19 protein-coding genes are annotated in these 21417 nt (G+C 70.1%); 7 read left to right on the top strand and 12 right to left on the bottom strand.

The window, feature by feature from the left end; genetic code table 11:
- Nucleotides 1-76: 76 nt before the first annotated feature.
- A complete protein-coding gene (gene lysS / locus Q1V88_RS16135; protein ID WP_300682320.1) occupies nt 77-1771 on the top strand; it encodes a lysine--tRNA ligase in 1695 nt (564 codons plus the stop codon).
- Between the two features lie 99 nt (nt 1772-1870).
- Here lysS and pyrE read toward each other — a convergent pair whose 3' ends face one another.
- Nucleotides 1871-2401: an orotate phosphoribosyltransferase gene (gene pyrE, locus Q1V88_RS16130; RefSeq protein ID WP_300682319.1), complete on the bottom strand. Its 531-nt coding sequence runs from the start codon at nt 2399-2401 to the stop codon at nt 1871-1873.
- A gap of 19 nt (nt 2402-2420) precedes the next feature.
- On the opposite strand from pyrE, the gene Q1V88_RS16125 reads away from it, so the two are divergent.
- The 4 genes from Q1V88_RS16125 (at nt 2421) to Q1V88_RS16110 (ending at nt 7101) form a co-directional block, all read left to right on the top strand.
- Complete coding sequence (locus Q1V88_RS16125) at nt 2421-3596, top strand: pyridoxal phosphate-dependent aminotransferase (protein ID WP_300682318.1); 1176 nt, start codon at nt 2421-2423, stop codon at nt 3594-3596.
- Nucleotides 3597-3705: 109 nt separating this feature from the next.
- Nucleotides 3706-5586 carry a hypothetical protein gene (locus Q1V88_RS16120; RefSeq protein WP_300682317.1) on the top strand — a complete coding sequence of 627 codons (1881 nt, stop codon included), beginning with the start codon at nt 3706-3708 and terminating at the stop codon, nt 5584-5586.
- A gap of 90 nt (nt 5587-5676) precedes the next feature.
- On the top strand, nt 5677-6768 hold the full coding sequence (locus tag Q1V88_RS16115; RefSeq protein ID WP_300682316.1) for a hypothetical protein: 1092 nt from the start codon (nt 5677-5679) through the stop codon (nt 6766-6768).
- A gap of 24 nt (nt 6769-6792) precedes the next feature.
- Nucleotides 6793-7101, top strand: a complete 309-nt coding sequence (locus Q1V88_RS16110) for a pyrimidine/purine nucleoside phosphorylase (RefSeq protein ID WP_300682315.1) — start codon at nt 6793-6795, stop codon at nt 7099-7101.
- A 120-nt stretch (nt 7102-7221) separates the two neighbouring features.
- On the opposite strand, the gene fbaA is transcribed toward Q1V88_RS16110, so the two are convergent.
- Nucleotides 7222-8244 carry a class II fructose-bisphosphate aldolase gene (fbaA, locus tag Q1V88_RS16105; RefSeq protein ID WP_300682314.1) on the bottom strand — a complete coding sequence of 341 codons (1023 nt, stop codon included), beginning with the start codon at nt 8242-8244 and terminating at the stop codon, nt 7222-7224.
- A 141-nt stretch (nt 8245-8385) separates the two neighbouring features.
- Complete coding sequence (locus Q1V88_RS16100) at nt 8386-9066, bottom strand: TrmH family RNA methyltransferase (RefSeq protein ID WP_300682313.1); 681 nt, start codon at nt 9064-9066, stop codon at nt 8386-8388.
- 120 nt (nt 9067-9186) lie between these two features.
- Here Q1V88_RS16100 and Q1V88_RS16095 point away from each other — a divergent pair, with 120 nt between their 5' ends.
- Nucleotides 9187-9951 (top strand): DedA family protein, encoded by a 765-nt coding sequence (locus Q1V88_RS16095; RefSeq protein WP_300682312.1) that lies wholly within the window; start codon nt 9187-9189, stop codon nt 9949-9951.
- A 143-nt stretch (nt 9952-10094) separates the two neighbouring features.
- Here the strand turns inward: Q1V88_RS16095 and Q1V88_RS16090 are convergent, their stop codons facing one another.
- A complete protein-coding gene (locus tag Q1V88_RS16090) occupies nt 10095-11582 on the bottom strand; it encodes a DHA2 family efflux MFS transporter permease subunit (protein WP_300682311.1) in 1488 nt (495 codons plus the stop codon).
- A gap of 65 nt (nt 11583-11647) precedes the next feature.
- Here Q1V88_RS16090 and Q1V88_RS16085 point away from each other — a divergent pair, with 65 nt between their 5' ends.
- The gene (locus Q1V88_RS16085) at nt 11648-12070 is read left to right on the top strand and encodes a DUF3151 domain-containing protein (protein WP_300682310.1); all 423 of its coding nucleotides are present in this window, start codon (nt 11648-11650) and stop codon (nt 12068-12070) included.
- Nucleotides 12071-12170: 100 nt separating this feature from the next.
- On the opposite strand, the gene clpB is transcribed toward Q1V88_RS16085, so the two are convergent.
- From clpB to Q1V88_RS16045, 8 genes are all read right to left on the bottom strand, one after another.
- Complete coding sequence (gene clpB / locus Q1V88_RS16080) at nt 12171-14795, bottom strand: ATP-dependent chaperone ClpB (RefSeq protein ID WP_300682309.1); 2625 nt, start codon at nt 14793-14795, stop codon at nt 12171-12173.
- 118 nt (nt 14796-14913) lie between these two features.
- Nucleotides 14914-15771, bottom strand: coding sequence for an Abi-alpha family protein (locus tag Q1V88_RS16075; RefSeq protein ID WP_300682308.1), 858 nt, complete (start codon nt 15769-15771; stop codon nt 14914-14916).
- Between the two features lie 9 nt (nt 15772-15780).
- Complete coding sequence (locus tag Q1V88_RS16070; RefSeq protein WP_300682307.1) at nt 15781-17094, bottom strand: hypothetical protein; 1314 nt, start codon at nt 17092-17094, stop codon at nt 15781-15783.
- A 72-nt stretch (nt 17095-17166) separates the two neighbouring features.
- Nucleotides 17167-17757, bottom strand: a complete 591-nt coding sequence (lepB, locus tag Q1V88_RS16065; protein ID WP_300682306.1) for a signal peptidase I — start codon at nt 17755-17757, stop codon at nt 17167-17169.
- A 173-nt stretch (nt 17758-17930) separates the two neighbouring features.
- Nucleotides 17931-18377 (bottom strand): MerR family transcriptional regulator, encoded by a 447-nt coding sequence (locus tag Q1V88_RS16060; RefSeq protein ID WP_300682305.1) that lies wholly within the window; start codon nt 18375-18377, stop codon nt 17931-17933.
- Between the two features lie 2 nt (nt 18378-18379).
- Nucleotides 18380-19591, bottom strand: coding sequence for a DnaJ C-terminal domain-containing protein (locus Q1V88_RS16055; protein WP_300682304.1), 1212 nt, complete (start codon nt 19589-19591; stop codon nt 18380-18382).
- 62 nt (nt 19592-19653) lie between these two features.
- On the bottom strand, nt 19654-20229 hold the full coding sequence (gene grpE, locus Q1V88_RS16050) for a nucleotide exchange factor GrpE (RefSeq protein ID WP_300682303.1): 576 nt from the start codon (nt 20227-20229) through the stop codon (nt 19654-19656).
- Nucleotides 20226-21417: Hsp70 family protein (locus tag Q1V88_RS16045; protein ID WP_300682302.1), on the bottom strand; the 1192-nt coding region annotated here is incomplete at its 5' end. The genes Q1V88_RS16045 and grpE, both read right to left, overlap by 4 nt.

The raw sequence follows: 21417 nt of genomic DNA, 5'->3' as shown, positions 1-21417 counted from the left end.
GGGCCAGTGCCCGCGTCGAGGCGGCGCAGGCAAACCGGTTCGTTGACCGGGACCGTCCGACAGTAGATTTGAGGGCATGCCCACTGCTGAACCGACCGACTGGGTCACCCGCGCCGCCGACGATGCCCTCCGCCACTGGGAACGGGCCGGCGACACCTCCAAGCCGGTGACCGTCGCCAGCGGGATCAGCCCCTCGGGCCCGATCCACCTGGGCAACCTGCGCGAGTTCCTGACCTCGCACTTCGTCGCCGAGGAGCTGCGCCGCCGCGGCCTGAACGTCCGCCACCTGCACTCCTGGGACGACTACGACCGCTACCGCAAGGTCCCCGCCGGTGCGCCGGCGGAGTGGGCCGAGCACATCGGCAAGCCGCTGACCGCGGTGCCCGACCCGTGGGAGTGCCACACCTCCTGGGCCGAGCACTTCAAGGAGCCGCTGCGCGCCGCGCTGGCCCAGATGGGCTGCGTGATGGAGGAGATCAACCAGACCGAGCAGTACCGCGCCGGCACTTACCGCGACCAGGTGCTGCACGCGATCGCGCACCGCGACACCATCGAGACGGTGCTCTCGCGCTACCGCACCAAGCCCGCCGCCGCGTCCGAGGACGAGCAGGAGGCCGCCGCCCTGGCCGACTCCGTCACCGCCGACGACGACACCACCGACTCGACGGACGGGTTCGCGCGGTTCCCGTTCAAGCCCTACTGCCGGGGCTGTGGCAAGGACACCACGTCGATCACCGCCTACAGCGACGAGACCCACGAGCTCTCCTACACCTGCGACTCGTGCGGTGAGTCGCACACCATCAACGTCGCCACCGACTTCGAGGGCAAGCTGGTCTGGAAGGTCGACTGGCCGATGCGTTGGGCCTTCGAGGGCGTCAACTTCGAGCCCGGCGGCCTGGACCACTCGACCCCGGGATCGTCGTACACGGTCGGCAAGGAGCTGGTGAAGGAGATCTTCGGCGGCGCTGCACCGTCCTACGTGGCCTACGCCTTCGTCGGCTTCGCGGGCATGCAGAAGATGTCGTCCTCGGCCGGCGGCGTGCCGATCCCGGCCGACGCGCTGCGCGTGCTGGAGGCCCCGATGCTGCGTTGGCTCTACGCCCGGCGCGCGCCCAAGCAGGCGTTCACGATCGACTTCGGCCCCGAGGTCGTGCGGCTGTACGACGAGTGGGACTCGCTCACCAAGAAGGCCGCGGCCGGCACCAAGCGCGACGTCCAGGTGCTCGCCTTCGAGCGCGCCTCGGCCACGCAGGCCGCCGGGGTGCTGCCGACGCCGGCCACCACCGTCCCGTTCCGGCTGCTCTCCTCGGTCGCCGACGTCACCGCCGGCAACGCCGACATGATCGCCTCGGTCGTGGCGGGCTCGGGCTACGAGCTCGACTCCATCGAGGACCTCCAGCCGCGGCTGGACAAGGCGATGACTTGGATGAGCGAGTACGTCGCCGAGGAGGACCGCACCACGGTGCGCGAGGTCGCCGCCGAGCGTCTGGGCACGTTGAGCGAGGTCGAGGCCGGCTGGATCGACACCCTGGTCGCGAACCTGCCCTCGCCGTTCACCCTGGACGACCTGACGTCGATCATCTACGGCGTGCCGAAGCTCGCACACGGCCTGGAGCTGACCGAGGCGCCGACCGACGAGGTCAAGGCCGACCAGAAGGCGCTCTTCGCGCTGCTCTACGACCTGCTGGTCGCGGCCGAGCGCGGTCCGCGTCTGCCCACGCTGTTCCTGGCGCTGGGCGAGGAGAAGATCCGGGCGCTGCTGACCCGCTGAGCCTCCGAGAACGTCGACACGGCCCCTCTTCCGGATGGAAGAGGGGCCGTGTCGATGTTTCTCAGCAGTCGGCGGTGCGCGCCGTGCCGTCGGAGCGACTCACGCCTGGGCGACCGCGTCCAGCTCGTCCTTGGTCAGCACCGGGCGGATCTCCAGGGCGACGTCGCGCAGCGCCTCGCCGGTGACCGGCGAGCGGTCGATGGCGCAGACCACGGTGTCGATGATCGCCCCGGCCGGACGCAGCACGTTGACCGCGTCGCGGACGGCGCCGCCGGAGGTGATCACGTCCTCGATCAGGGTCATCCGCTTGCCGTCGAAGGCCGGACCCTCGGCGAGCTTGGCGGTGCCGTACTCCTTGGCCTGCTTGCGGATGAAGACCACCGGGATGCCGGTCTTGGCCGAGACCATCGTCGCGATCGGCACGCCGCCGAGCTCGAGGGCGCCGAGCAGCTCGGTGCCCTCGGGCAGCAGGTCGACCATCTGGGTGGCGACCCGGTCGAGCAGCGCCGGCTGCGCCTCGAAGAGGTACTTGTCGAAGTAGGTGTCCGACACCTGGCCCGAGCGCAGGGTGAAGCTGCCGTGCAGGCGGCAGGTGGCGTCGATGTCAGCGGCGAGAGTCTGGTCAGTCACGGCGCCTAGGGTAGGCCGCGTGAGAGCGCAACGCCTGAGCGGCATCCCCGAGACCGTCTTCGGTGAGATGTCGGCGCTGGCCGTGGCCACCGGGGCGATCAACCTCGGTCAGGGCTTCCCCGACACCGACGGCCCAACCGCGGTACTCGACGCCGCGGCGGCCGCACTGCACTCGACCCCGGGGACGGCCAACCAGTACCCGCCCGGGCGCGGCGTGCCCGCGCTGCGCCGGGCGATCGCCGCCCACCAGGCCCGGCACTACGGTCTCCAGGTCGATCCCGACACCGAGGTCGTGGTCACGACCGGTGCGACGGAGGCGATCGCTGCCGCCGTACTCGGTCTGATCGAGGCCGGTGACGAGGTGCTCGTCCTGGAGCCGTTCTACGACTCCTACCTGGCCACCCTCGCCCTGGCCGGTGCGGTACGTCGTCCGGTGCCCCTGATCGCGCCGTCGTTCCGGCTCGACGCCGAGGCGCTGCGGGCGGCGGTCACCGCGCGCACCCGCTTCGTCCTGCTCAACTCCCCGCACAACCCGACCGGGGCGGTGCTGTCGCGGGCCGAGCTGGAGCAGGTCGCCGCGGTAGCGATCGAGCACGACCTGATCGTGATCTCCGACGAGGTCTACGAGCACCTGACCTTCACCCCCGGCGCCCACGTTCCGATCGCGACGCTGCCCGGCATGGCCGAGCGCAGCCTCACCATCTCCAGCATCGGCAAGTCGTTCTCGCTCACCGGCTGGAAGGTCGGCTGGGCCAGCGGGCCGGCGCACCTGGTCGACGCCGTCTATGCCGCGAAGCAGTGGCTGACCTACGTCTCGGGCGGTCCGCTGCAGCCGGCGGCGGCGATCGCCCTGGACGAGCACGACGCCTGGCCAGCGGCGCTGGCCACGGACCTGCGGGAGCGCCGTGACCTGCTGGTCGCGGGCCTCAACGAGGTCGGCCTGCCGACGCTGTCCCCGGCTGGCACCTACTTTGCGATCAGCGACATCAGCGCCCTGGGCTGGCGTGACGGGATGGAGCTGTGCCGGGCGCTGCCCGAGCGGGCCGGCGTGGTGGCGATCCCGTTGCAGGTCTTCTACGACTCCGGGCTGGGCGACCAGTACGTCAGGTGGGCGTTCTGCAAGCAGCCGGCGGTGCTCCGCGACGCCCTGGAGCGGCTCCGTACGGCGCACGCCGCCGGCGCCCTCCACCGCTGAGGTCGGGCGAGCCCCCGGCGGATCGGCGCGACGGGAGACGCCCAGGGATCCGTGAAGGGATCCGTGAAGGGATATGGAACTCACAGGAACTTCACTTATCTTCTTTCACATGAGTCTCAGGGGCATCATCCGTCCGCTGGTGATCGCGGTCGCCGCGACCGCCGCCGTCAGCGTCCCGGTCAACGCCCAGGCGACCGGCCAGGCGACCGGCCCGCTCCCCGCGCCCCCGGCCGCCGGCGCTGTGGCGGTCACCTTCTTCACCCCCGCCGGCGGTGCGGTCCCGAAGGGCGCGACCAGCACCTCCGTGCACGTGCTCCTCGGAGCGCCCGCCAGCGTCCACCACATCGCCGTCTACTACCGGCCCGACGCCGCCGACGACAGCTCCTGGGAGCTCACCAGCACCACCCTCACCCCGGACAGCCACGCCGACCCTGCGGCCACCTCCCGGCTCTTCGACGGCACCGTCAGCCTCCCGGCCACCGCCGGGGCCTACGACCTCGAGGCCGTCGCCTACGACACGAACGGCGTCGTGGTCGGCGAGACCTTCGCCGACGCCGCCGTGCTCGTGACCGACGCGGGCACCCGGTTCCGGTTCTCCCTGACCTACGCCAACGTCAACGGCAAGGCGAGCAACACCGTCGAGGACAACCGGGTCGGGATCTACCGCCGGGCTGACGGCCACAGCTGGGCGACCGTCGGTCTCACCACGAACACGGGCGCCGCGACGACGCTCGCCGACCCGATGTGGAGCACCACCACCGCACCCGCGCTCCGGGTCAAGGCACCGGCGACCACGGTCCGCAACGGCACCCCGTACGTCCCCGTCGACCTCGCCCCGACCCCCGCCTCCGCGGGCTTCAGCGTCATCCGCGCCACCTCGACGAACACCGACGGCAACGTCGTCTCCGACGCCACCGTGATCGCGATCTACGCCCAGACCCCGGCGTCGATCCGGGTGCAGAAGACCACCGTGTCGGGCACCACCCGCTCCTTCGTCGCCACCGTCCGGGACTCCTACAACCTGCCGATCACCGGCGCCGCGGTCCGGCTCGCCGGCCAGGCCACCGGCGGCGGCCACGCCCGCGTCCTGCAGACGGTCGTCACCGACATCGACGGGACCGCCTCGTTCACCGGCGCGGACCCGATCACCGGGGCCGCCCGCACCACCGGCTACGCCGACGGCGGCTACCTGCTGTGGGCCGACACCAACCTCGGCGGCAGCGCCAACGGCAGCGAGCCGACGTCCCAGGTCGCACCGCTCGGCCGCGCCACCTACGCCGCGCCCGGCAAGGCCTTCTTCCACACCGACACCCGGATCAAGACCGCCGGCGGCACCCTGGGCGACTCCCTGGCCGGCACCAGGGCCGCAGCCGCCAAGGGCTACAAGTGGATCGACAACAACGGCCAGATCTCCTTCGCGAACCGCGCCAGCAAGCGGGCCGGAGCGGCGAAGGCGACCAGCCCTAGTCGGCTCGTCTGGGTGAACGCCCACGGGGCGCCGTACAACCCGAAATGGCTCAAGAAGGGACGCTTCGAGACCCAGAACTGGGCCAACATCAGGAAGCGCAAGGGCCTGCGCAACGTGCTGACCACCTTCAAGCAGAACGCGTCCTACGGGATCTCGACCGAGTGGGAGGTGAAGAACATCCGTCCCTTCAACTCCCCGGCCGTCCTCGACGCAGCCTTCGCGAACCTCCGCAGCGCCGCCCAGACGGCGTACGGCAGCGCCTGGCAGAGCCGGGTGCAGGTCAAGGTGCTGTCGAACCTCACCGGCGGCCGGGCCTACGCCCTCAGCATCCTCAAGGCAGCGAAGAAGTACGGGTTCACCACCATCCTCCTGGCGCGCGGAACCACCACCCGCTCCCAGATCCCGGCCTGGGCGATCTCCTACGTGGACTACGTCCGCGGCGCCGTCTCCAACATCTACCCCTCGACCACGACGTCGCCCACCTCGACCCTCACGCCGAAGGCGGCGCCCAGCCGGTCCTGACCGCCTCCACCGACTCCGTACGCCGTCTCCGGCCGGCGCCCGGCACCGCTGAGGTTCGGGGATCACCGTCCGTCAGGGAGAATGGCCCTCATGGCAACACCGCTCCCCCGTCCTCGCCCCGTCCTGCTCGCAGGCTGGCTGATCATCGGAGCCTCCCTGCTCTCCCTCGTCGCGGCGTTCGACCTGGTGCACTCGCTGGGCTCGATGACGATGGCGGACAAGATCGAGCACCAGCTCGACCGGCCCGTCTTCGACGGGGTGACGCTGAGCGTCACCGACGTGGAGAACTGGATCCGCGGGATCGCGATGGTGAGCGCCGTGTGCGCCTCCACGATGGCGGTGCTGGCCTGGCAGATGCTCCAGGAGCGGTCGACGACGGCGCGGCTGTGGCTGACGATCCTGGCGGTGCCGACCTTCCTGACCGGGATGGTCACCGGCAGCTTCTTCGCCACCATGACGGTGATCTGCGTCGGGCTGCTGTGGGGCCTGCCCGCCCGGCAGTGGTTCGCGGGCACCTGGCGCGAGTCGGCCGAGCCGCCGCAGCGTCGTCCGCAGGCACCCGCGGGCCAGGCGCGTCAGGCGCGCGACCCCTTCGCCGCTCCCCCGCAGGTCTCGGCCCCGGTCACCGAGGTGCCGCCGGTCGCCCCCGGGAGCCAGCCGCCGCCGATGGCCGCCTGGCCGCCGCCGGTCGCCGACCAGGCCGTCACCGGCCCCGCGCACCCCGCCGTCACCCTCGACAAGACCCCGTCGACCCGCCCCTCGGCGGTGTTGAGCGCAGCCATCCTGACCTGGGTCTTCTCGATCCTGGCCGGGGCGGCGTTCGTGATCAGCGGGATCGTGCTCGCCCTCGACCCGACCCGGGTGATGGACGAGCTGCGCCGCACCAACCCCGACCTGATGGCCCAGCAGAACGTCACCGAGGGGATGATCCAGGCCGGCTTCATCGTGCTCGCCACGATCGTGGTGCTGTGGGCGCTGAGCGCCTGCGTGCTGGCGTTCCTGCTGCTGCGTCGGGTCGCCTGGGCGCGGGTGGTGCTGATCGTCTGCTCGGGTGCTGCCGCCCTCGCCCTGATCCTCGCCTCGCTGGCCAGCCCACTGATGTTCGTCCCGTTCGCTGCGGCGGCACTCACCGTCGGGCTACTGGCCCGCCGTGACGTCGCGGCCTGGCTGACCCGGCCCTGAGCCGGGCCGCTACGCTCAGCGGCCGTGACCTACGAGAACGTGACCCTCGACCCGACCGCCAACGTCTACTTCGACGGCAAGTGCGTCAGCCACACCTTCTTCCTCGCCGACGGCACCCGGAAGTCGGCCGGCGTGATCCTGCCCGCGACCCTGACCTTCGGCACCGCAGCGCCGGAGATCATGGAGCTGCACGCCGGTGCCTGCCGGGTCCGTCTCGCCGGTGAGCAGGAGTGGACCGAGTACGCCGGCGGCGCGACGTTCTCCGTGCCCGGGGACTCCTCCTTCGACATCGAGGTCACCGAGACGGTGAGCTACGTCTGCCACTACGGCTGAGGGACTCCCACCACGTCGGCACACTCGGCCGACAGCGGCGGAAAAAGCAGTGAGGGCGGACCTGGTCAGGTCCGCCCTCACTGCTGTTCGCCGCACGTTCAGTGCGGCTGCACGATCAGATCAGCCGATCGTCGTCCCGGCCGAGCCGAGGTGCTGCGTGGCCTCGACGACGCGGGACGCCATCGACGCCTCGGCCACCTTGCCCCACGAGCGCGGGTCGTAGGCCTTCTTGTCGCCGACCTCGCCGTCGATCTTCAGCACGCCGTCGTACTTGCTCAGCATGTAGCCGGCGACGGGGCGGGTGAAGGCGTACTGGGTGTCGGTGTCGATGTTCATCTTCACCACGCCGTACGAGACCGCCTCGGCGATCTCCTCGGCCGAGGAGCCCGAGCCGCCGTGGAAGACCAGGTCGAACGGCTTCGAGCCGGCCGGCAGGCCGAGCTTGGCGACGACGGCCTCCTGGGCCTGCTTCAGGATCTCCGGGCGCAGCTGGACGCCGCCCGGCTTGTAGACGCCGTGCACGTTGCCGAAGGTCAGCGCGGTCAGGTAGCCCTCCACGCCCAGCGCCGCAGCCGTCGCCAGCGCGTCCTCCGGGGTGGAGTAGAGCTTCTCGTCGATCGCGCCGACGATGCCGTCCTCCTCGCCGCCGACGACACCGACCTCGATCTCAAGGATGGTGCGGGCAGCCTTGGACTTGGCCAGCAGCTCCTCGGCGATCACCAGGTTCTCGTCGAGCGGCACGGCCGAGCCGTCCCACATGTGCGACTGGAACAGCGGCTCCTCGCCGCGGGCGACACGCTCGGCGGAGAGCTCCAGGAGCGGGCGGACGAAGGTGTCCAGCTTGTCCTTCGGGCAGTGGTCGGTGTGCAGCGCGATGTTGACCGGGTAGGCCTTGGCGACCTCGCGGGCGTAGGCGGCGAAGGCCACCGAGCCGGCCACCATGTTCTTGATCGTGGGGCCGGAGAGGTACTCGGCGCCACCGGTGGAGATCTGCACGATGCCGTCGGAGCCGGCCTCGGCGAAGCCGGCGAGGGCAGCGTTGAGGGTCTGGGACGAGGTCACGTTGATGGCGGGGAAGGCGAAGCCCTTCTCCTTGGCCGTGGCCAGCATCTCGGCGTACTTCTCGGGGGTGGCGATGGGCATGCGTCGAGCTCCCTGGAGTCCTGATGGGTTGCGTGGTCGCGGTCAGCCTAGGCCCCGTACGGGGCCTTCCCGGGAATCGGTCCTGTTGGACCGATCCAACCGATTTCACGCTCGGGGGAGGTTCCGCCGGGGGTGATCGGGTCAGCCGCGCCAGGCCTCGTCGGCACTCAGATCGGCGTGCGCGACGACCCAGCTGTGCATCGCGATCGCGGCCGCCGAGGACGCGTTGATCGACCGGGTCGAGCCGAACTGGGCGATCGAGAAGGTGCCGTCGACGACCTCGCGGGCCTGCTCGGACAGGCCCGGGCCCTCCTGACCGAAGAGGAAGCAGACCTCGCGCGGCATCGCCATCGTCTCCAGGTGCAGCGAGCCCGGCAGGTTGTCGATGCCGAGCAGCCGGACGCCGCGCTCGCCCAGGTACGCCGCCAGCGCCGGTACGTCGGCATGGTGGCGCACATGCTGGTAGCGGTCGGTCACCATCGCACCGCGCCGGTTCCACCGACGGTTGCCCACGATGTGCACCTCGGCCGCCAGGAAGGCGTTGGCGGTGCGCACGATCGTCCCGATGTTGAAGTCGTGCTGCCAGTTCTCGATCGCCACGTGGAAGGCGTGCCGGCGGGTGTCGAGGTCGGCGATGATCGCCTCCATCGACCAGTACCGGTAGCGATCGACGACATTGCGTCGGTCGCCCTCCGCCAGCAGGTCACGGTCCCACTGCTCCCCGGTGGGCCACGCGGCAGGGCCTCCGGGCCAGGGACCGACGCCGACCTCGGCCGGCCCGTAGGGCATCGGGTCGTACGGCGCCCGCTCCTCGTCGTTCATCGGGACCAACGCTAGTGGCTCGGGTCGCAGGAGGCTGCGGAGGTGCCGAGGCCGCCCTCCAGGCTCTGAACCGAGACACTGGTCACCTTCAGTTCAGGTTCAGGCAGATAGGGTAAGGCTGTGCACGATCTCCTGGTCCAGTTGCCGACACTCGTCTCGGTGCACGACTTCACCCAGTGGCTCAGTCCCGACTACCTCCTGCAGCGGTTCGGCGCGGCCCTCTTCTGGGTCGGGATCGTCGTGCTGTTCATCGAGTGCGGTCTCTTCTTCCCGTTCCTGCCGGGCGACACCCTACTCTTCGCGATGGGTCTCTTCATCGCCGAGGGCAAGGTCGACATCATCCCCGGCAGCCACCTGACGAACCTCTTGTTCGCCCTGGTGGTCTACGTCGTAGCGGCCTTCGCAGGCAACGTCGTCGGCTATGAGATCGGCTATCGAATCGGGCCGAAGATCTATCACCGCGACGGCAAGATCATCAAGCGCAAGTACCTCGACCAGACGGCCGAGTTCTTCGAGCAGCACGGCCACATGGCGCTGGTCGCCGGTCGCTTCGTGCCGTTCGTGCGCACCTACATCACGCTGGTCGCGGGTGTGACCCGGATGGAGCGCCGCCGGTTCTTCGTCTGGAGCGCCCTCGGTGCCCTGATCTGGGTCATCTCGATCACGGTGATCGGCTATGGCCTGGGCAAGACGTTCCCGTCGCTGGGCCACTACATCGACCTGGTCACCTACGGCCTGCTCGGCGTGACCGTCCTGGTCGTCGCCTTCGAGTGGTGGCGCAAGCGCCGCGAGGCCGACCCGGGTCTGCCGGAGGCCTACCGCGACGAGGCCACGGCCGACTCCGAGGGCCCCGACCCGGTCGCCAGCACCGACCCCCAGAGCTGACCACCTCCCCCCACTCCACCAACGCATCGAGCGGTGGTCACGTAGCTACGTGACCACCGCTCGATACGTTGTGGGGGCCGACCGGGGTCGCAGTGCCACTCAGGGCGGCTCAGGGCCGCTCAGCGGCCCGGTCGGCGGCGGCCTCAGGCCTTGCCGAACCCCTGGTGCTTGGGTGCCTCGTAGAACAGCACCGCGATCAGGCCGACCACGCAGATCGCGGCCGGGAGCAGGGCGGCGTCACGCATCGCGTCGCTGAAGAGCTGGGCGACGTGGGCGTTGCCGATCTGGGTCGCCCCCGCCTCGCTCTGGGTGCCCGCCCCCGGTAGGTAGTGCGTCAGCCGGGCGTCGATCAGCATCGCGATCGCGGCCGAGCCGATCACGGCACCCACCTGGCGCGAGGCGTTGTAAACGCCGGCCCCCGCACCGGCCAGGCTCAACGGGAGATTGCGGTTGGCGGTGGCGCCGGTCGGCGCCCAGATCAGGGCGTTGCCGACCCCGACGACGACCATCGCCACAGCGATCCGCCAGACGGCGACGCCGGGCTGCATCTGCAGGGCCAGCGCAGTGAAGCCAACGATGTTGCAGGCGAACCCGACGCCGACGATCAGGCGCGGGTGGAGCCGGTCGGTCAGCTTGCCGACGGTGTTGGCCAGCAGGATCGACATGATCGCCATCGGCACCATCAGCAGCGCCGCCTGGGTGGGCGAGTCGCCGCGGACCGCCTGGGCGTAGAGCATGATCGGGAAACCGAAGGACGACGAGACCACGCCCATCACCGCGATCGCGGCGGCCGAGACGGAGAAGTTGCGGTCCTTGAACAGGCCGAGCGGCACCAGCGGCTCGGCCTTGTTGATCGCCTGCCACCCGACGAACAGGGCGAGCACGACCACGCCGCCGACGATCATCGCGATGATCCAGCCGGCCCAGTCCTCCTGCTCACCCTGCTGGACGCCGAAGGCGAGCAGGAAGAGCCCGATCCCGACCAGGAGGACGCCGATCCAGTCGAAGCGGTGCTCGTTGGTGGGCAGCGAGGGCACCAGCCGGACCGCCATCACGAAGGCGACGATCCCGATCGGGATGTTGATGAAGAAGATCCACTCCCAGCCGAACGCGTCGGTCAGGACGCCGCCGAGCAGCGGGCCGACGACCATCGCGACACCGGCGGTGGCACCCCACACCGACATCGCGCGGCCGCGGGTGGCGGGCGGGAAGATCCGGGTGATGATCGCCATCGTCTGCGGCGTCATCATCGAGGCGCCGATGCCCTGCACCACGCGGGCCAGGATCAGCATCTCGATGGTGCCGGTCAGACCGCACCACAGCGACGACAGCGTGAAGACCGTCAGGCCGGCGAGGTAGAGCCGCTTGGGACCGAACCGGTCACCGAGTCGTCCCATGATCAGGACCGGCACCGCGTAGGCCAGGATGTAGGCGCTGGAGACCCAGATCACCTGGTTGACCCCGGCGTGCAGCTCGGTGGTGATCGTCGGCGTGGCCACCGTGACGATGGTCAGGTCGATCAGGATCATGAAGAACCCGATCACCAGGGCGAAGAGCGCCGGCCAGGGCCGCACCTCCGCCGAGGTCGGGGTGCTGACAGAGGGGCCCCCGGAGGGCGGTTGAGAACTCACTCACCGAAGTCAACACCACCCCACCGACAGTTCCGTCACGACCGGCCACCCGGGAGAATGTGCCCATGACCCACACCGACCTGATGGCGGGACCGCCGCCGACCCTGCTCCCCGTCGACCCGGCCGCGGCCGAGCTCGCCGACGGGGCCGACCCCTTCGCCGTCGTACGCCGCCACCCGGCGTCCCCGGCAGCGTGGGCCGTCCTCGCCACGGCCGCCAAGGAGCAGGGCGACGGACCCGATGCCGACGTGACCGCGTACGCGTACGCCCGGGTCGGCTACCACCGCAGCCTGGACCTGCTGCGCCGCAACGGCTGGAAGGGCCACGGCCCGGTGCCGTGGGAGCACGAGCCCAACCGCGGCTTCCTGTCCTGCCTGGCGCTGCTCTCGCTGGCCGCCAGCGCGATCGGGGAGTCCGACGAGGCCGAGCGCTGCGCCACCTTCCTGCGTGACTCGAGCCCGGCGGCGTACGACGCCCTGATGGCCTGAGGCTTCGAAAGAGATAACTGCTGGTCAAACCTCCGCCGAGGGGTCCTCAGCGCGAGGTTGACCAGCAGTTATCGCAGCAGGCCTCGCAGCAGGCAAGGCGTCAGGCCAGGCTCAGCACCAGCCCGTCCTCACCGGCGTCGATGGTGACGTGGTCGCCGTCCTTGACCTCGCCACCGATCAGCTTCTTCGCCAGCGGGTCACCGATCGCGGACTGGATCAGGCGACGCAGCGGACGTGCACCGTAGGCCGGGTCGTAGCCGGTCTCGGCCAGCCACTCCTTGGCCGGCTGGGTGACGGCGATGGAGATCCGGCGGGCCGACAGGCGACGCTCCAGGGAGGCGAGCTGGATGTCGACGATCTGGGTCAGCTGCTCCTTGCTCAGCGCGTCGAACATCACGATCTCGTCGAGACGGTTGAGGAACTCGGGCTTGAAGTTCGCCCGCACCGCGGCCATCACGGACTCGCGCTTGACCGACTCGTCCAGCACCGGGTCGACCAGGAACTGCGAACCGAGGTTCGAGGTCAGGATCAAGATGGTGTTGCGGAAGTCGACGGTGCGACCCTGGCCGTCGGTCAGACGACCGTCGTCGAGCACCTGCAGCAGGATGTCGAAGACCTCGGGGTGGGCCTTCTCGACCTCGTCGAGGAGCACGACCGAGTACGGGCGACGACGGACCGCTTCGGTGAGCTGGCCGCCCTCGTCGTACCCGACGTAGCCCGGAGGCGCTCCGACCAGGCGGGCCACCGAGTGCTTCTCGGAGTACTCGCTCATGTCGATCCGCACGATGGCGCGCTCGTCGTCGAAGAGGAAGTCCGCCAGCGACTTGGCCAGCTCGGTCTTGCCGGTGCCGGTCGGGCCGAGGAACAGGAACGATCCGGTCGGCCGGTTCGGGTCGCTGATCCCGGCGCGGGTGCGTCGGACGGCGTCGGAGACGGCGCGGACCGCGTCGGCCTGGCCGATCAGGCGCTCGCCGATCACGCTCTCCATCTTCAGCAGCTTCGAGGACTCGCCCTCGAGCATGCGTCCGGTGGGGATGCCGGTCCAGGCCTCGACGACCTCGGCGATCTGCTCGGGTCCGACCTCGTCGCCGACCAGCTTCTCCGCGGCGGGCAGCGTGGACTCGGCGTTGGCCAGCCCGACGATCCGGGCCTCGAGGTCCTTGATCCGGGTCTCGACCTGGTAGCGCTGCTCCAGCAGGGCGTAGCGCTCCGGGCCCTCGGGGGCCAGCAGCGACTCCCGGGTCAGTCGGTCGAGCTCGATCCTGCCGGCGTCGACCTGACGACGCAGGTCGCCCTCGCCCTCCAGGGAGGCCTTCTCCGCCTCCCAGCGGGCCTCCAGGCCGCGCAGCTCCTCGGACTTGTTCGCCAGGTCCTCACGGAGCACGGCCAGGCGCTCGATGGAGGCCTCGTCAGACTCCTTGGCCAGCGCGAACTCCTCCATCTTGAGGCGGTCCACCTGGCGACGGAGCTGGTCGATCTCCTCGGGGCTCGACTCGATCTCCATCCGCAGCCGCGAGGCCGCCTCGTCGATCAGGTCGATCGCCTTGTCGGGCAGCTGCCGACCGGTGATGTAGCGGTCCGACAGGCTCGCCGCCGCGACCAGGGCCGCGTCGGTGATCCGGACGCCGTGGTGGGCCTCGTACTTCTCCTGGATGCCGCGCAGGATCTGGATGGTGTCCTCGACCGAGGGCTCACCGACGAAGACCTGCTGGAAACGGCGCTCCAGGGCGGGGTCCTTCTCGATCGACTCGCGGTACTCGTCCAGGGTGGTGGCACCGATCATGTGCAGCTCGCCACGGGCCAGCATCGGCTTGAGCATGTTGCCGGCGTCCATCTGCGAGTCGCCGCCGGCGCCCGCACCGACGACGGTGTGGAGCTCGTCGATGAAGGTGATCACCTGGCCCTCGGCGCCCTTGATCTCGTCGAGAACGGCCTTGAGCCGCTCCTCGAACTCGCCGCGGTACTTCGCACCGGCGACCATGCCCATCAGGTCGAGGGAGAGCACCCGGCGACCCTTGAGCGAGTCCGGGACGTCGCCGTCGACGATGCGCTGGGCGAGGCCCTCGACGACGGCGGTCTTGCCGACGCCGGGCTCCCCGATCAGGACCGGGTTGTTCTTGGTACGCCGACTCAGCACCTGGATCACCCGGCGGATCTCGGAGTCACGTCCGATCACCGGGTCGAGCTTGCCCTCCTCGGCGGCCGAGGTGAGGTCGACGGAGTACTTCTCCAGGGCGTCGAAGTTGGACTCGGCGTCGGCGCTGGTGACGCGCCGGTTGCCGCGCGTCTGGGTGAGCGCGATGGTGAGGTTGTCGGCGGTCAGCCCCTCACCGGCCAGCACCTTGCGGGCGCTGGACTCGACGGTGGCGAGGCTGATCAGCAGGTGCTCGGTGGTGACGAAGTCGTCCTTCATCGAGGTGGCGAGCTCGATCGAGCCGGCCAGCACCCGGGTCAGGGCACCGGAGCCCTGCGGGGCGGTGACGGTGGAGCCGGTGACCTTGGGCAGCGTGTCGCGGTCCGCGGCTGCGGCCTTGACCAGTGCCGTCGGGTCGACCCCTGCCTTGGCCACCAGCGCCGCCGCCGTCCCGTCCTCCTGCAAGAGCAGGGAGACCAGCAGGTGGATCGGCTCGATGGTCGAGTTGCCCGCCGTGGTCGCAGCGAGCTGGGCAGCCTCGATCGCCTCGCGGCTGCGGGTGGTGAACTTCTCCAGACCGAACTGACTCATATGTGAATGATCTCCTAGGTGGTGGTCCCCCGGACACCCATCTGCCCGGACATCTGTTCCAACACCGCCAAAGTTGAGTCCATTCCACTCAACTTTGGGTTTTTTCGACGGAGTTCGCTCAGTCGGTCTCGGGCGCCTCGTGCTCGGGGAAGTCCCCGCCCTCGGCGGTGGACTCGTCCACCAGACAGGCCCGGCAGAAGTCCTCGCCGAACGGCGTCAGATGGATCGAACGGCGCACCACCTTGGTGAACTTCACCGCGTGCAGGGCCGCCAGCACGTCGGGCTGGGCCTCGACCACCTGGTACTCCTCGGCGTTGCGCAGCGGCTCCTTGGAGAACCACACCAGGCCGAGGCGGAACAGATTGTTGAGGTACGCCGGCACCTGGTCGCCCCGCCGTACGCCGGCCCGCATCCCGATCATCGACAGCCCCGGTGCGATCAGCTGGCTGTTCACCATCCCGATCGGACCGCCCGAGCGGATGTCCACGCTCGGCTGCGGACCGCCGCGGAGCAGGAGCAGCAGGATCCGGGCCTCGTCCGGGGCGAGCTCGCCCAGGATCCGCCCGAACGCCGGGTGGCCCTCCTCGGTCGCCGAGACGTCGCGGGAGCGCTCCAGCAGGTCGGCGCCGCGTTCGCGCAGCGAGCGGCTGCGGATCTCCTCGCTCACCACGGGCCGGTGCGCGGTCTCGGCGAAGGACTCCCCCGCCTGGGCGACGGCGGTCGCGACCGGGACCCCGTTGGCGACCGCGACGGCGGTCTCGCGGACCACCTCGGCCGCACGCAGCAGCTCCCGGACCAGCTCGGCGGCCTCACCGGCGTCGGTGCTCGCCCGCGCTACCCGGGTGCTGGTGGCGAGCGCCGTACGGGCTCCCCAGCCGAGTGCGTTGAGGTAGGCGCCGCCGGCGACCCGGGCCAGCCCCGGCACCACCGCGAGCGAGGTCGAGACGGCGCCACGTCGGCGGAACAGGTCAGGCATCGAAGTCCCTCACTCGAAGATCCGGAAGATGAAGTAGTGCAGGAACCCACCAGCCAACCCCATGATCGCGCCGTGGGCATAGAGCATCCACTCGTCCTCACGGATCGCCGAGCGCATCATGTCGACGAAGTCGGCCGGGGGCAGCTCACGGGTGCGCTCGGCGACCAGGGACTGGATCCGCTCGGCCTGCTGGCGGGAGAAGGCCGCGTCCTGGAACGGGGTCAGGGTGCGGTCGACGGCCTGGCGGGTGACCGACTCGCGGATGCTGTCGAAGCGCTCGGTGCCGACCGCGACCCTGACCGCGCCGCGGGCGATCCCGGCGGCCTGGTCGATCGCGGGGCGCAGCGCGTCGCCGAGGAGCTTGTGGGTGGCGTCCCCACGCGGACCGTGCAGCAGGTGGTCGCCGATCCGCTCCAGGGTGATCACGTCGTCGGCGATGATCCGGGCGTAGACCTCCGCGGCGGCGGCCTGGCGGCGCGGGAAGAGGCCCTGCACCCGCACGCCGAGGATCCGGCGCGGCTCCGGCGGCTCGAAGATCAGCCACATCCCGAGCGCGTTGGTGGCCCACCCGACGGCGACCCCCATCAGCGGCAGCGTCCACCAGTGGTGCCAGAAGGTGTCGACCACGGCGACCGGGATGCCGAGCACGAAGCCGAAGATGAAGCCGAACGCGACCATCAGGTTGAGCTCGCGCTGGCCGAAGTCGCGGAAGATCCGCACCACCAGGGCCGGATGGGTGCGGAAGTGCTCGATCACCATGTACTTGGGGTCGAGCAGCTGGTCGATGTGCTCACCGATCTGGTCGGTGACGTTGCCGACGATGTGCGGCAGCTGGGCCTGCACCCGGTGCACGATCCCGGCCCTGACGGCCGGCGGCAGGTCGCGCCACAGCCGCGGATGCTCCTCACGCATCACCTGATCGACCAGGCCGGGCACCTCGGGCCCGAAGGTCTCCACGATGTGCGCGGCGATCCGGTCAGGCTCGAGCTGCTGGTAGAAGTCGCTGGGCATGCCGAGCTTCGCGATCGCCTTGTCCACCGCGATCGAGCCCATCTTGGCGGCCCGGGCGGGGATGATCCCCTGCCAGCCGACGCCGCCCTGGAGCAGCCCCGGCACCTCCTGCAGCTTGCGCGGCAGCAGCCCGGCCAGCTCGCGCATGCCGGGGATCGCGACGCCCTTGAAGTACGTCGGGTTGAACAGCATCCACAGGCCGGACCAGTTGATCAGCCAGCCGATGATGCCGGTGAAGAGCGGGATCGTGCAGAACGCGAGCCAGTCCACGTCCGCAGCCCAGTCCTGCAGGTGTTCCAAGAGCGTGTGCACCCCAGCCGCCTTCCGGTCGACCTCCCGGCCGTGACCCTAACAGGACTCACCTGAGCCCCGCTCCCCCGTGCCTCAGGACGCGGAGTCCAACGAGACCAGGCGGGCCGGGTTACCGACCGAGCCGATCGACCCGACCGGGAGCACCCGGAAGGAGAGTCGGGAGGCGATCGAGGAGCCGCGCAGGAAGCCGACGGTGCGGCCGTCGATGGCGTTGCCCCAGTTGTCGCCGAGCAGCCAGTAGGCGTCGGCCGGGACGGTGGCCCAGGCTCGCTCGTCGGACGCGCGCCCCTGCGGGTCGCAGCACGACCCGGTCGCCGAGCCGACCCGGGAGGCCCAGGTGGAGCTCTCCACCCTGACGATCCGGTGACTGCCGGCCTGCTTCACGAAGACGACCGGGTGCGGGCCGCCCTGCACGGCGACCTTGTCGCCGGGCATCCCGACCACGCGCAGCACGATCGCCTTGCCGCCCTGGAAGGCCAGGGTCGCCGGCGGCGTGACCTCGACCAGGTCGAACCGCTTGATCGCGTGGGTGCCGCCGAAGGCGACCTCGAGTCGGTCCTTCTCCCGCAGGGTCGGCTCCATCCCGGCGCCGACCACGCTGACCGAGCGGGTGAACACGACGATGGCCGCGATCGAGACGACCGCCACCACGACGAGGACCAAGCCCGTGCCCAGAGCACGCGCCGCACCTCGCTGTCCGCACGATGCGACCTCGCCGCATCCTCGGGGGTCCCCATGACCCCACCGATTCCGATGCTTCACGAGCCGAACTGTAGCGACGCCGCGACCGCTCGGAGGGCCGTTCGGCCCAGAAGGTCAGGGCCGAACGTCCCAGCTCAGCCGCGTCGGCGCCAGACCACCAGCGATTGGCCGGCCTCGGGCGGGCGCAGGGCGGGCAGCCGGGTCGGCACCACCGGAGCCACCGGGGCCGGACGGGCGGCCTGGGCAGCGTGGGCCGCCTGCGTCGTCCGTACGACGCCACGCAGCGCCTCCACCTCGGCCGCGAGGCTCTGATTGCGGTCCAGGAGGGCCGCTACCCGGTTCTCCAGCTCCAGGATCCGGCGCACCCCCTCGATGCCGATGCCCTCGGCGGTGAGGGAGGCGATCGAGCGCAGCAGCTCGATGTCACTGCTGGAGTAGCGGCGACCGCCGCCACCAGTGCGACGGGGGGTGATCAGCCCCAGACGCTCGTAGGTGCGCAGCGTCTGGGGGTGCAGGCCGGTGAGCTCGGCCGCCACCGAGATCACGTAGACCGCCTTGTCAGGCGTCGGTGTGGCCATCATGTTCACCCCTTCGCAGGCTCAGGCTCGAACAGTCCCTCGCGCAGCGGCTTGCCGGCGGTGGCGGCCCGGTAGGCCTCCAGCGCCTCGCGTGCCGCGGGCTCCAGGACCGCAGGGACCTGGACCTCGATGGTGGCCAGCAGGTCGCCATGCGTGCCGTCGGACTTGGCCACGCCCTTGTTGCGCACCCGGAAGGTGCGACCGTTCGGGGTGCCCGCCGGAAGCTTGAGGGTCACCGCGGAGCCGCCCAGGGTCGGGATCCGCACCTCGGCGCCCAGCGCGGCCTCGTCGAAGGCGACCGGCACGGTCAGGGTGAGGTTGTCCCCGGAGCGGGCGAAGACCCGGTGCGGGGTGACCTTGACGGTGACGAAGAGGTCGCCGTTCGGGCCGCCGGCCTCACCGGCGGCACCCTTGCCGCGCAGGCGGATCTTCTGACCGTCCTTGACCCCGGCAGGGATCTTGGCAGAGATGGTCCGGCCGCGCAGGCCGTGGCCCGAGCCCTTGCAGGTCGGGCAGGGGTCGTCGTACACGACCTGTCGACCGCCACAGGCGGGGCAGGTCTCGGAGACCTGGAAGCCACCGAGGTCCTGGATGACCGAGCCCTGGCCGCCGCACACGTTGCACACGTGCGGCTTGGTGCCCGGCTTGCCGCCGGTGCCGTTGCAGTCGGGGCACGGCGCGTCCGAGGTCAGCCGCAGCGAGATCGTGACGCCTTCGAGGGCGTCGACGAAGCCGACCGTGGCACTGGTCTCGATGTCGGCGCCCTTGGCGGGGCGCGGTGCGCGACGCTGTCCGCCGCCGCGACCGAAGCCGCCGCCGAACAGGTCGCCGAAGATGTCACCGAAGCCGCCGGCGCCCTGGCCCGAGGCCCCGCCGCCCTGCTGGGCGAAGAGGTCCTCGAAGTTGTAGCCACGGCCGCCTGCGCCACCGGCACCGCCGCCGAAGCCGCCGGGGAACCCGCCACCGGCGTACAGCGAGCGGACCTCGTCGTACTTCTTGCGCTTGTCGGGCTCGCCGATGACGTCGTACGCCTCGGCGACCTTCTTGAACTTGTCGTGCTTGGCGGTGTCGCCCGGGTTCGAGTCGGGGTGGTTGGCGCGCGCCAGCTTCCGATAGGCCTTCTTGATCTCGTCCTGGCTGGCGGTCTTGGTCACCCCCAGCTCAGCGTAGAAATCCTTGTTGACCCAATCCGAACGGATGCCGTCGTTGTCTGCCATGCGCGCGCCTCCCTTCCCGTCTCTTCTTCGTTATCGGATCTGTCCGAGCTCGGCTCGGACGATCATGCCGGGTCGACGACCAGGACCTGAGCCGCGCGCACGACGCGGTCTCCGATCCGGTAGCCGGCCTTGGCCAGCACCTTGACCGTGGTGGTCTCGATGCCCTCTTCGTTGCCCAGGTGGCTGAGCGCCTCGTGCAGGGTGGGGTCGAACGCGTCACCCGGCTGGCCGAACTTGTCCAGGCCCAGGCCCGACACGATCGTCTCCAGCTGGTCGGCAACGGCCTTGAAGCCGCCCTCGAGCTCACCGTGCTCACGGGCCCGGTCGATGGTGTCGAGCACCTCGACGATGGGCGCCAGCACCTTGTACGTCGCGTTCTGGGCGACCAGCTCGCGGTCGCGGTCGACCCGCTTCTTGTAGTTGACGTACTCGGCCTGGAGACGCTGCAGGTCCCCGGTCAGCTCGGCGATGCGTTCGTCCACGCCCGCACCGGCCGCCTCGTCGCCCTCGATCGGCGCCTCCACCTCGGTGGCGACGCCGTCGAGACCCTCCTCGGCGGCCGCCCCGAAGGAGCCCGCCGCAGCGGACTCCTCCGGGGTCACGGCCTCGTCAGCGACGGAGTCGTGAGACTCGGTCACTTGGAATCGCCCTCAGTGGCGTCGTCCTCGACGATCTCGGCCTCGACGACGTCCTCGTCGGACTCGCCGGTGGCACCGGTGGTGCCACCCGCAGCGGCCTGGTCGGCCTCGGCGGCGGCGTACATCGCAGCACCCATCTTCTGCGAGGACTCACCGAGCTTGGTGATCGCAGCGGAGATGGTGTCGTTCTCGGCGTTCTCGTCGGCCAGAGCCGTCTTGAGCGCCTCAACGTCAGCGGTGACCTCGTCCTTGACCTCGGCCGGGATCTTCTCGCCGTTGTCGGCGAGGAACTTCTCGGTCGTGTAGACGAGGGAGTCGCCCTGGTTGCGGACCTCGACGGCCTCGCGACGCTTGGCGTCCTCCTCGGCGTACTGCTCGGCCTCCTTGACCATCCGGTCGATCTCGTCCTTGGACAGGGCCGAGCCGCCGGAGATCGTCATCGACTGCTCCTTGCCGGACGCCTGGTCCTTGGCGGAGACGTGCACGATGCCGTTGGCGTCGATGTCGAAGGTGACCTCGATCTTCGGGATGCCACGGGGAGCCGGCGGAAGACCGGTCAGCTCGAAGTTGCCGAGCGCCTGGTTCTGCGCCCAGATCGACCGCTCGCCCTGGGCGACCTTGATCTCGACCGAGGGCTGGTTGTCGTCAGCCGTGGTGAAGATCTCCGAACGCTTGGTCGGGATCGTGGTGTTGCGCTCGATCAGCGGGGTGAAGACGCCACCCTTGGTCTCGATGCCGAGGCTCAGCGGCGTGACGTCGAGGAGCAGAACATCCTTGACCTCACCCTTGAGCACACCGGCCTGAAGAGCCGCACCGATCGCGACGACCTCGTCCGGGTTCACGCCCTTGTTGGGCTCGCGACCACCGGTCAGCTCCTTCACGAGGTCGGAGACTGCCGGCATACGGGTCGAGCCACCGACGAGCACCACGTGGTCGATCTTGGAGACGTCGAGACCGGCGTCCTTGATGACCGAGCGGAACGGCGCCTTGGTGCGCTCAAGCAGGTCTTCGGTCAACTTCTGGAACTCCGAGCGGGACAACTTCTCCTCGAAGTGCAGCGGACCGGACTCACCGTGCGTGATGTACGGGAGGTGGATGGTGGTCTCGGACGAGCTGGACAACTCGATCTTGGCCTTCTCCGCAGCCTCCTGCAGACGCTGGACGGCGATCTTGTCGGCACCGAGGTCA

The organism is Nocardioides sp., from assembly GCF_030150155.1.
Classification (GTDB): domain Bacteria; phylum Actinomycetota; class Actinomycetes; order Propionibacteriales; family Nocardioidaceae; genus Nocardioides.
The sequence above is the reverse complement of the archived record's forward strand: the minus strand, read 5'-3'. Positions and strand labels throughout refer to the sequence as shown.

Excerpts from the sequence above, each read along its gene's own strand:
- Q1V88_RS16055 (WP_300682304.1), bottom strand. The coding sequence starts at position 19,591 with ATGGCAGACAACGACGGCATCCGTTCGGATTGGGTCAACAAGGATTTC.
- clpB (WP_300682309.1), bottom strand. The coding sequence starts at position 14,795 with ATGAGTCAGTTCGGTCTGGAGAAGTTCACCACCCGCAGCCGCGAGGCG.
- Q1V88_RS16085 (WP_300682310.1), top strand. The coding sequence starts at position 11,648 with ATGACCCACACCGACCTGATGGCGGGACCGCCGCCGACCCTGCTCCCC.
- Q1V88_RS16100 (WP_300682313.1), bottom strand. The coding sequence starts at position 9,066 with ATGAACGACGAGGAGCGGGCGCCGTACGACCCGATGCCCTACGGGCCG.
- lysS (WP_300682320.1), top strand. The coding sequence starts at position 77 with ATGCCCACTGCTGAACCGACCGACTGGGTCACCCGCGCCGCCGACGAT.
- fbaA (WP_300682314.1), bottom strand. The coding sequence starts at position 8,244 with ATGCCCATCGCCACCCCCGAGAAGTACGCCGAGATGCTGGCCACGGCC.
- Q1V88_RS16120 (WP_300682317.1), top strand. The coding sequence starts at position 3,706 with ATGAGTCTCAGGGGCATCATCCGTCCGCTGGTGATCGCGGTCGCCGCG.
- Q1V88_RS16075 (WP_300682308.1), bottom strand. The coding sequence starts at position 15,771 with ATGCCTGACCTGTTCCGCCGACGTGGCGCCGTCTCGACCTCGCTCGCG.
- Q1V88_RS16115 (WP_300682316.1), top strand. The coding sequence starts at position 5,677 with ATGGCAACACCGCTCCCCCGTCCTCGCCCCGTCCTGCTCGCAGGCTGG.
- Q1V88_RS16060 (WP_300682305.1), bottom strand. The coding sequence starts at position 18,377 with ATGATGGCCACACCGACGCCTGACAAGGCGGTCTACGTGATCTCGGTG.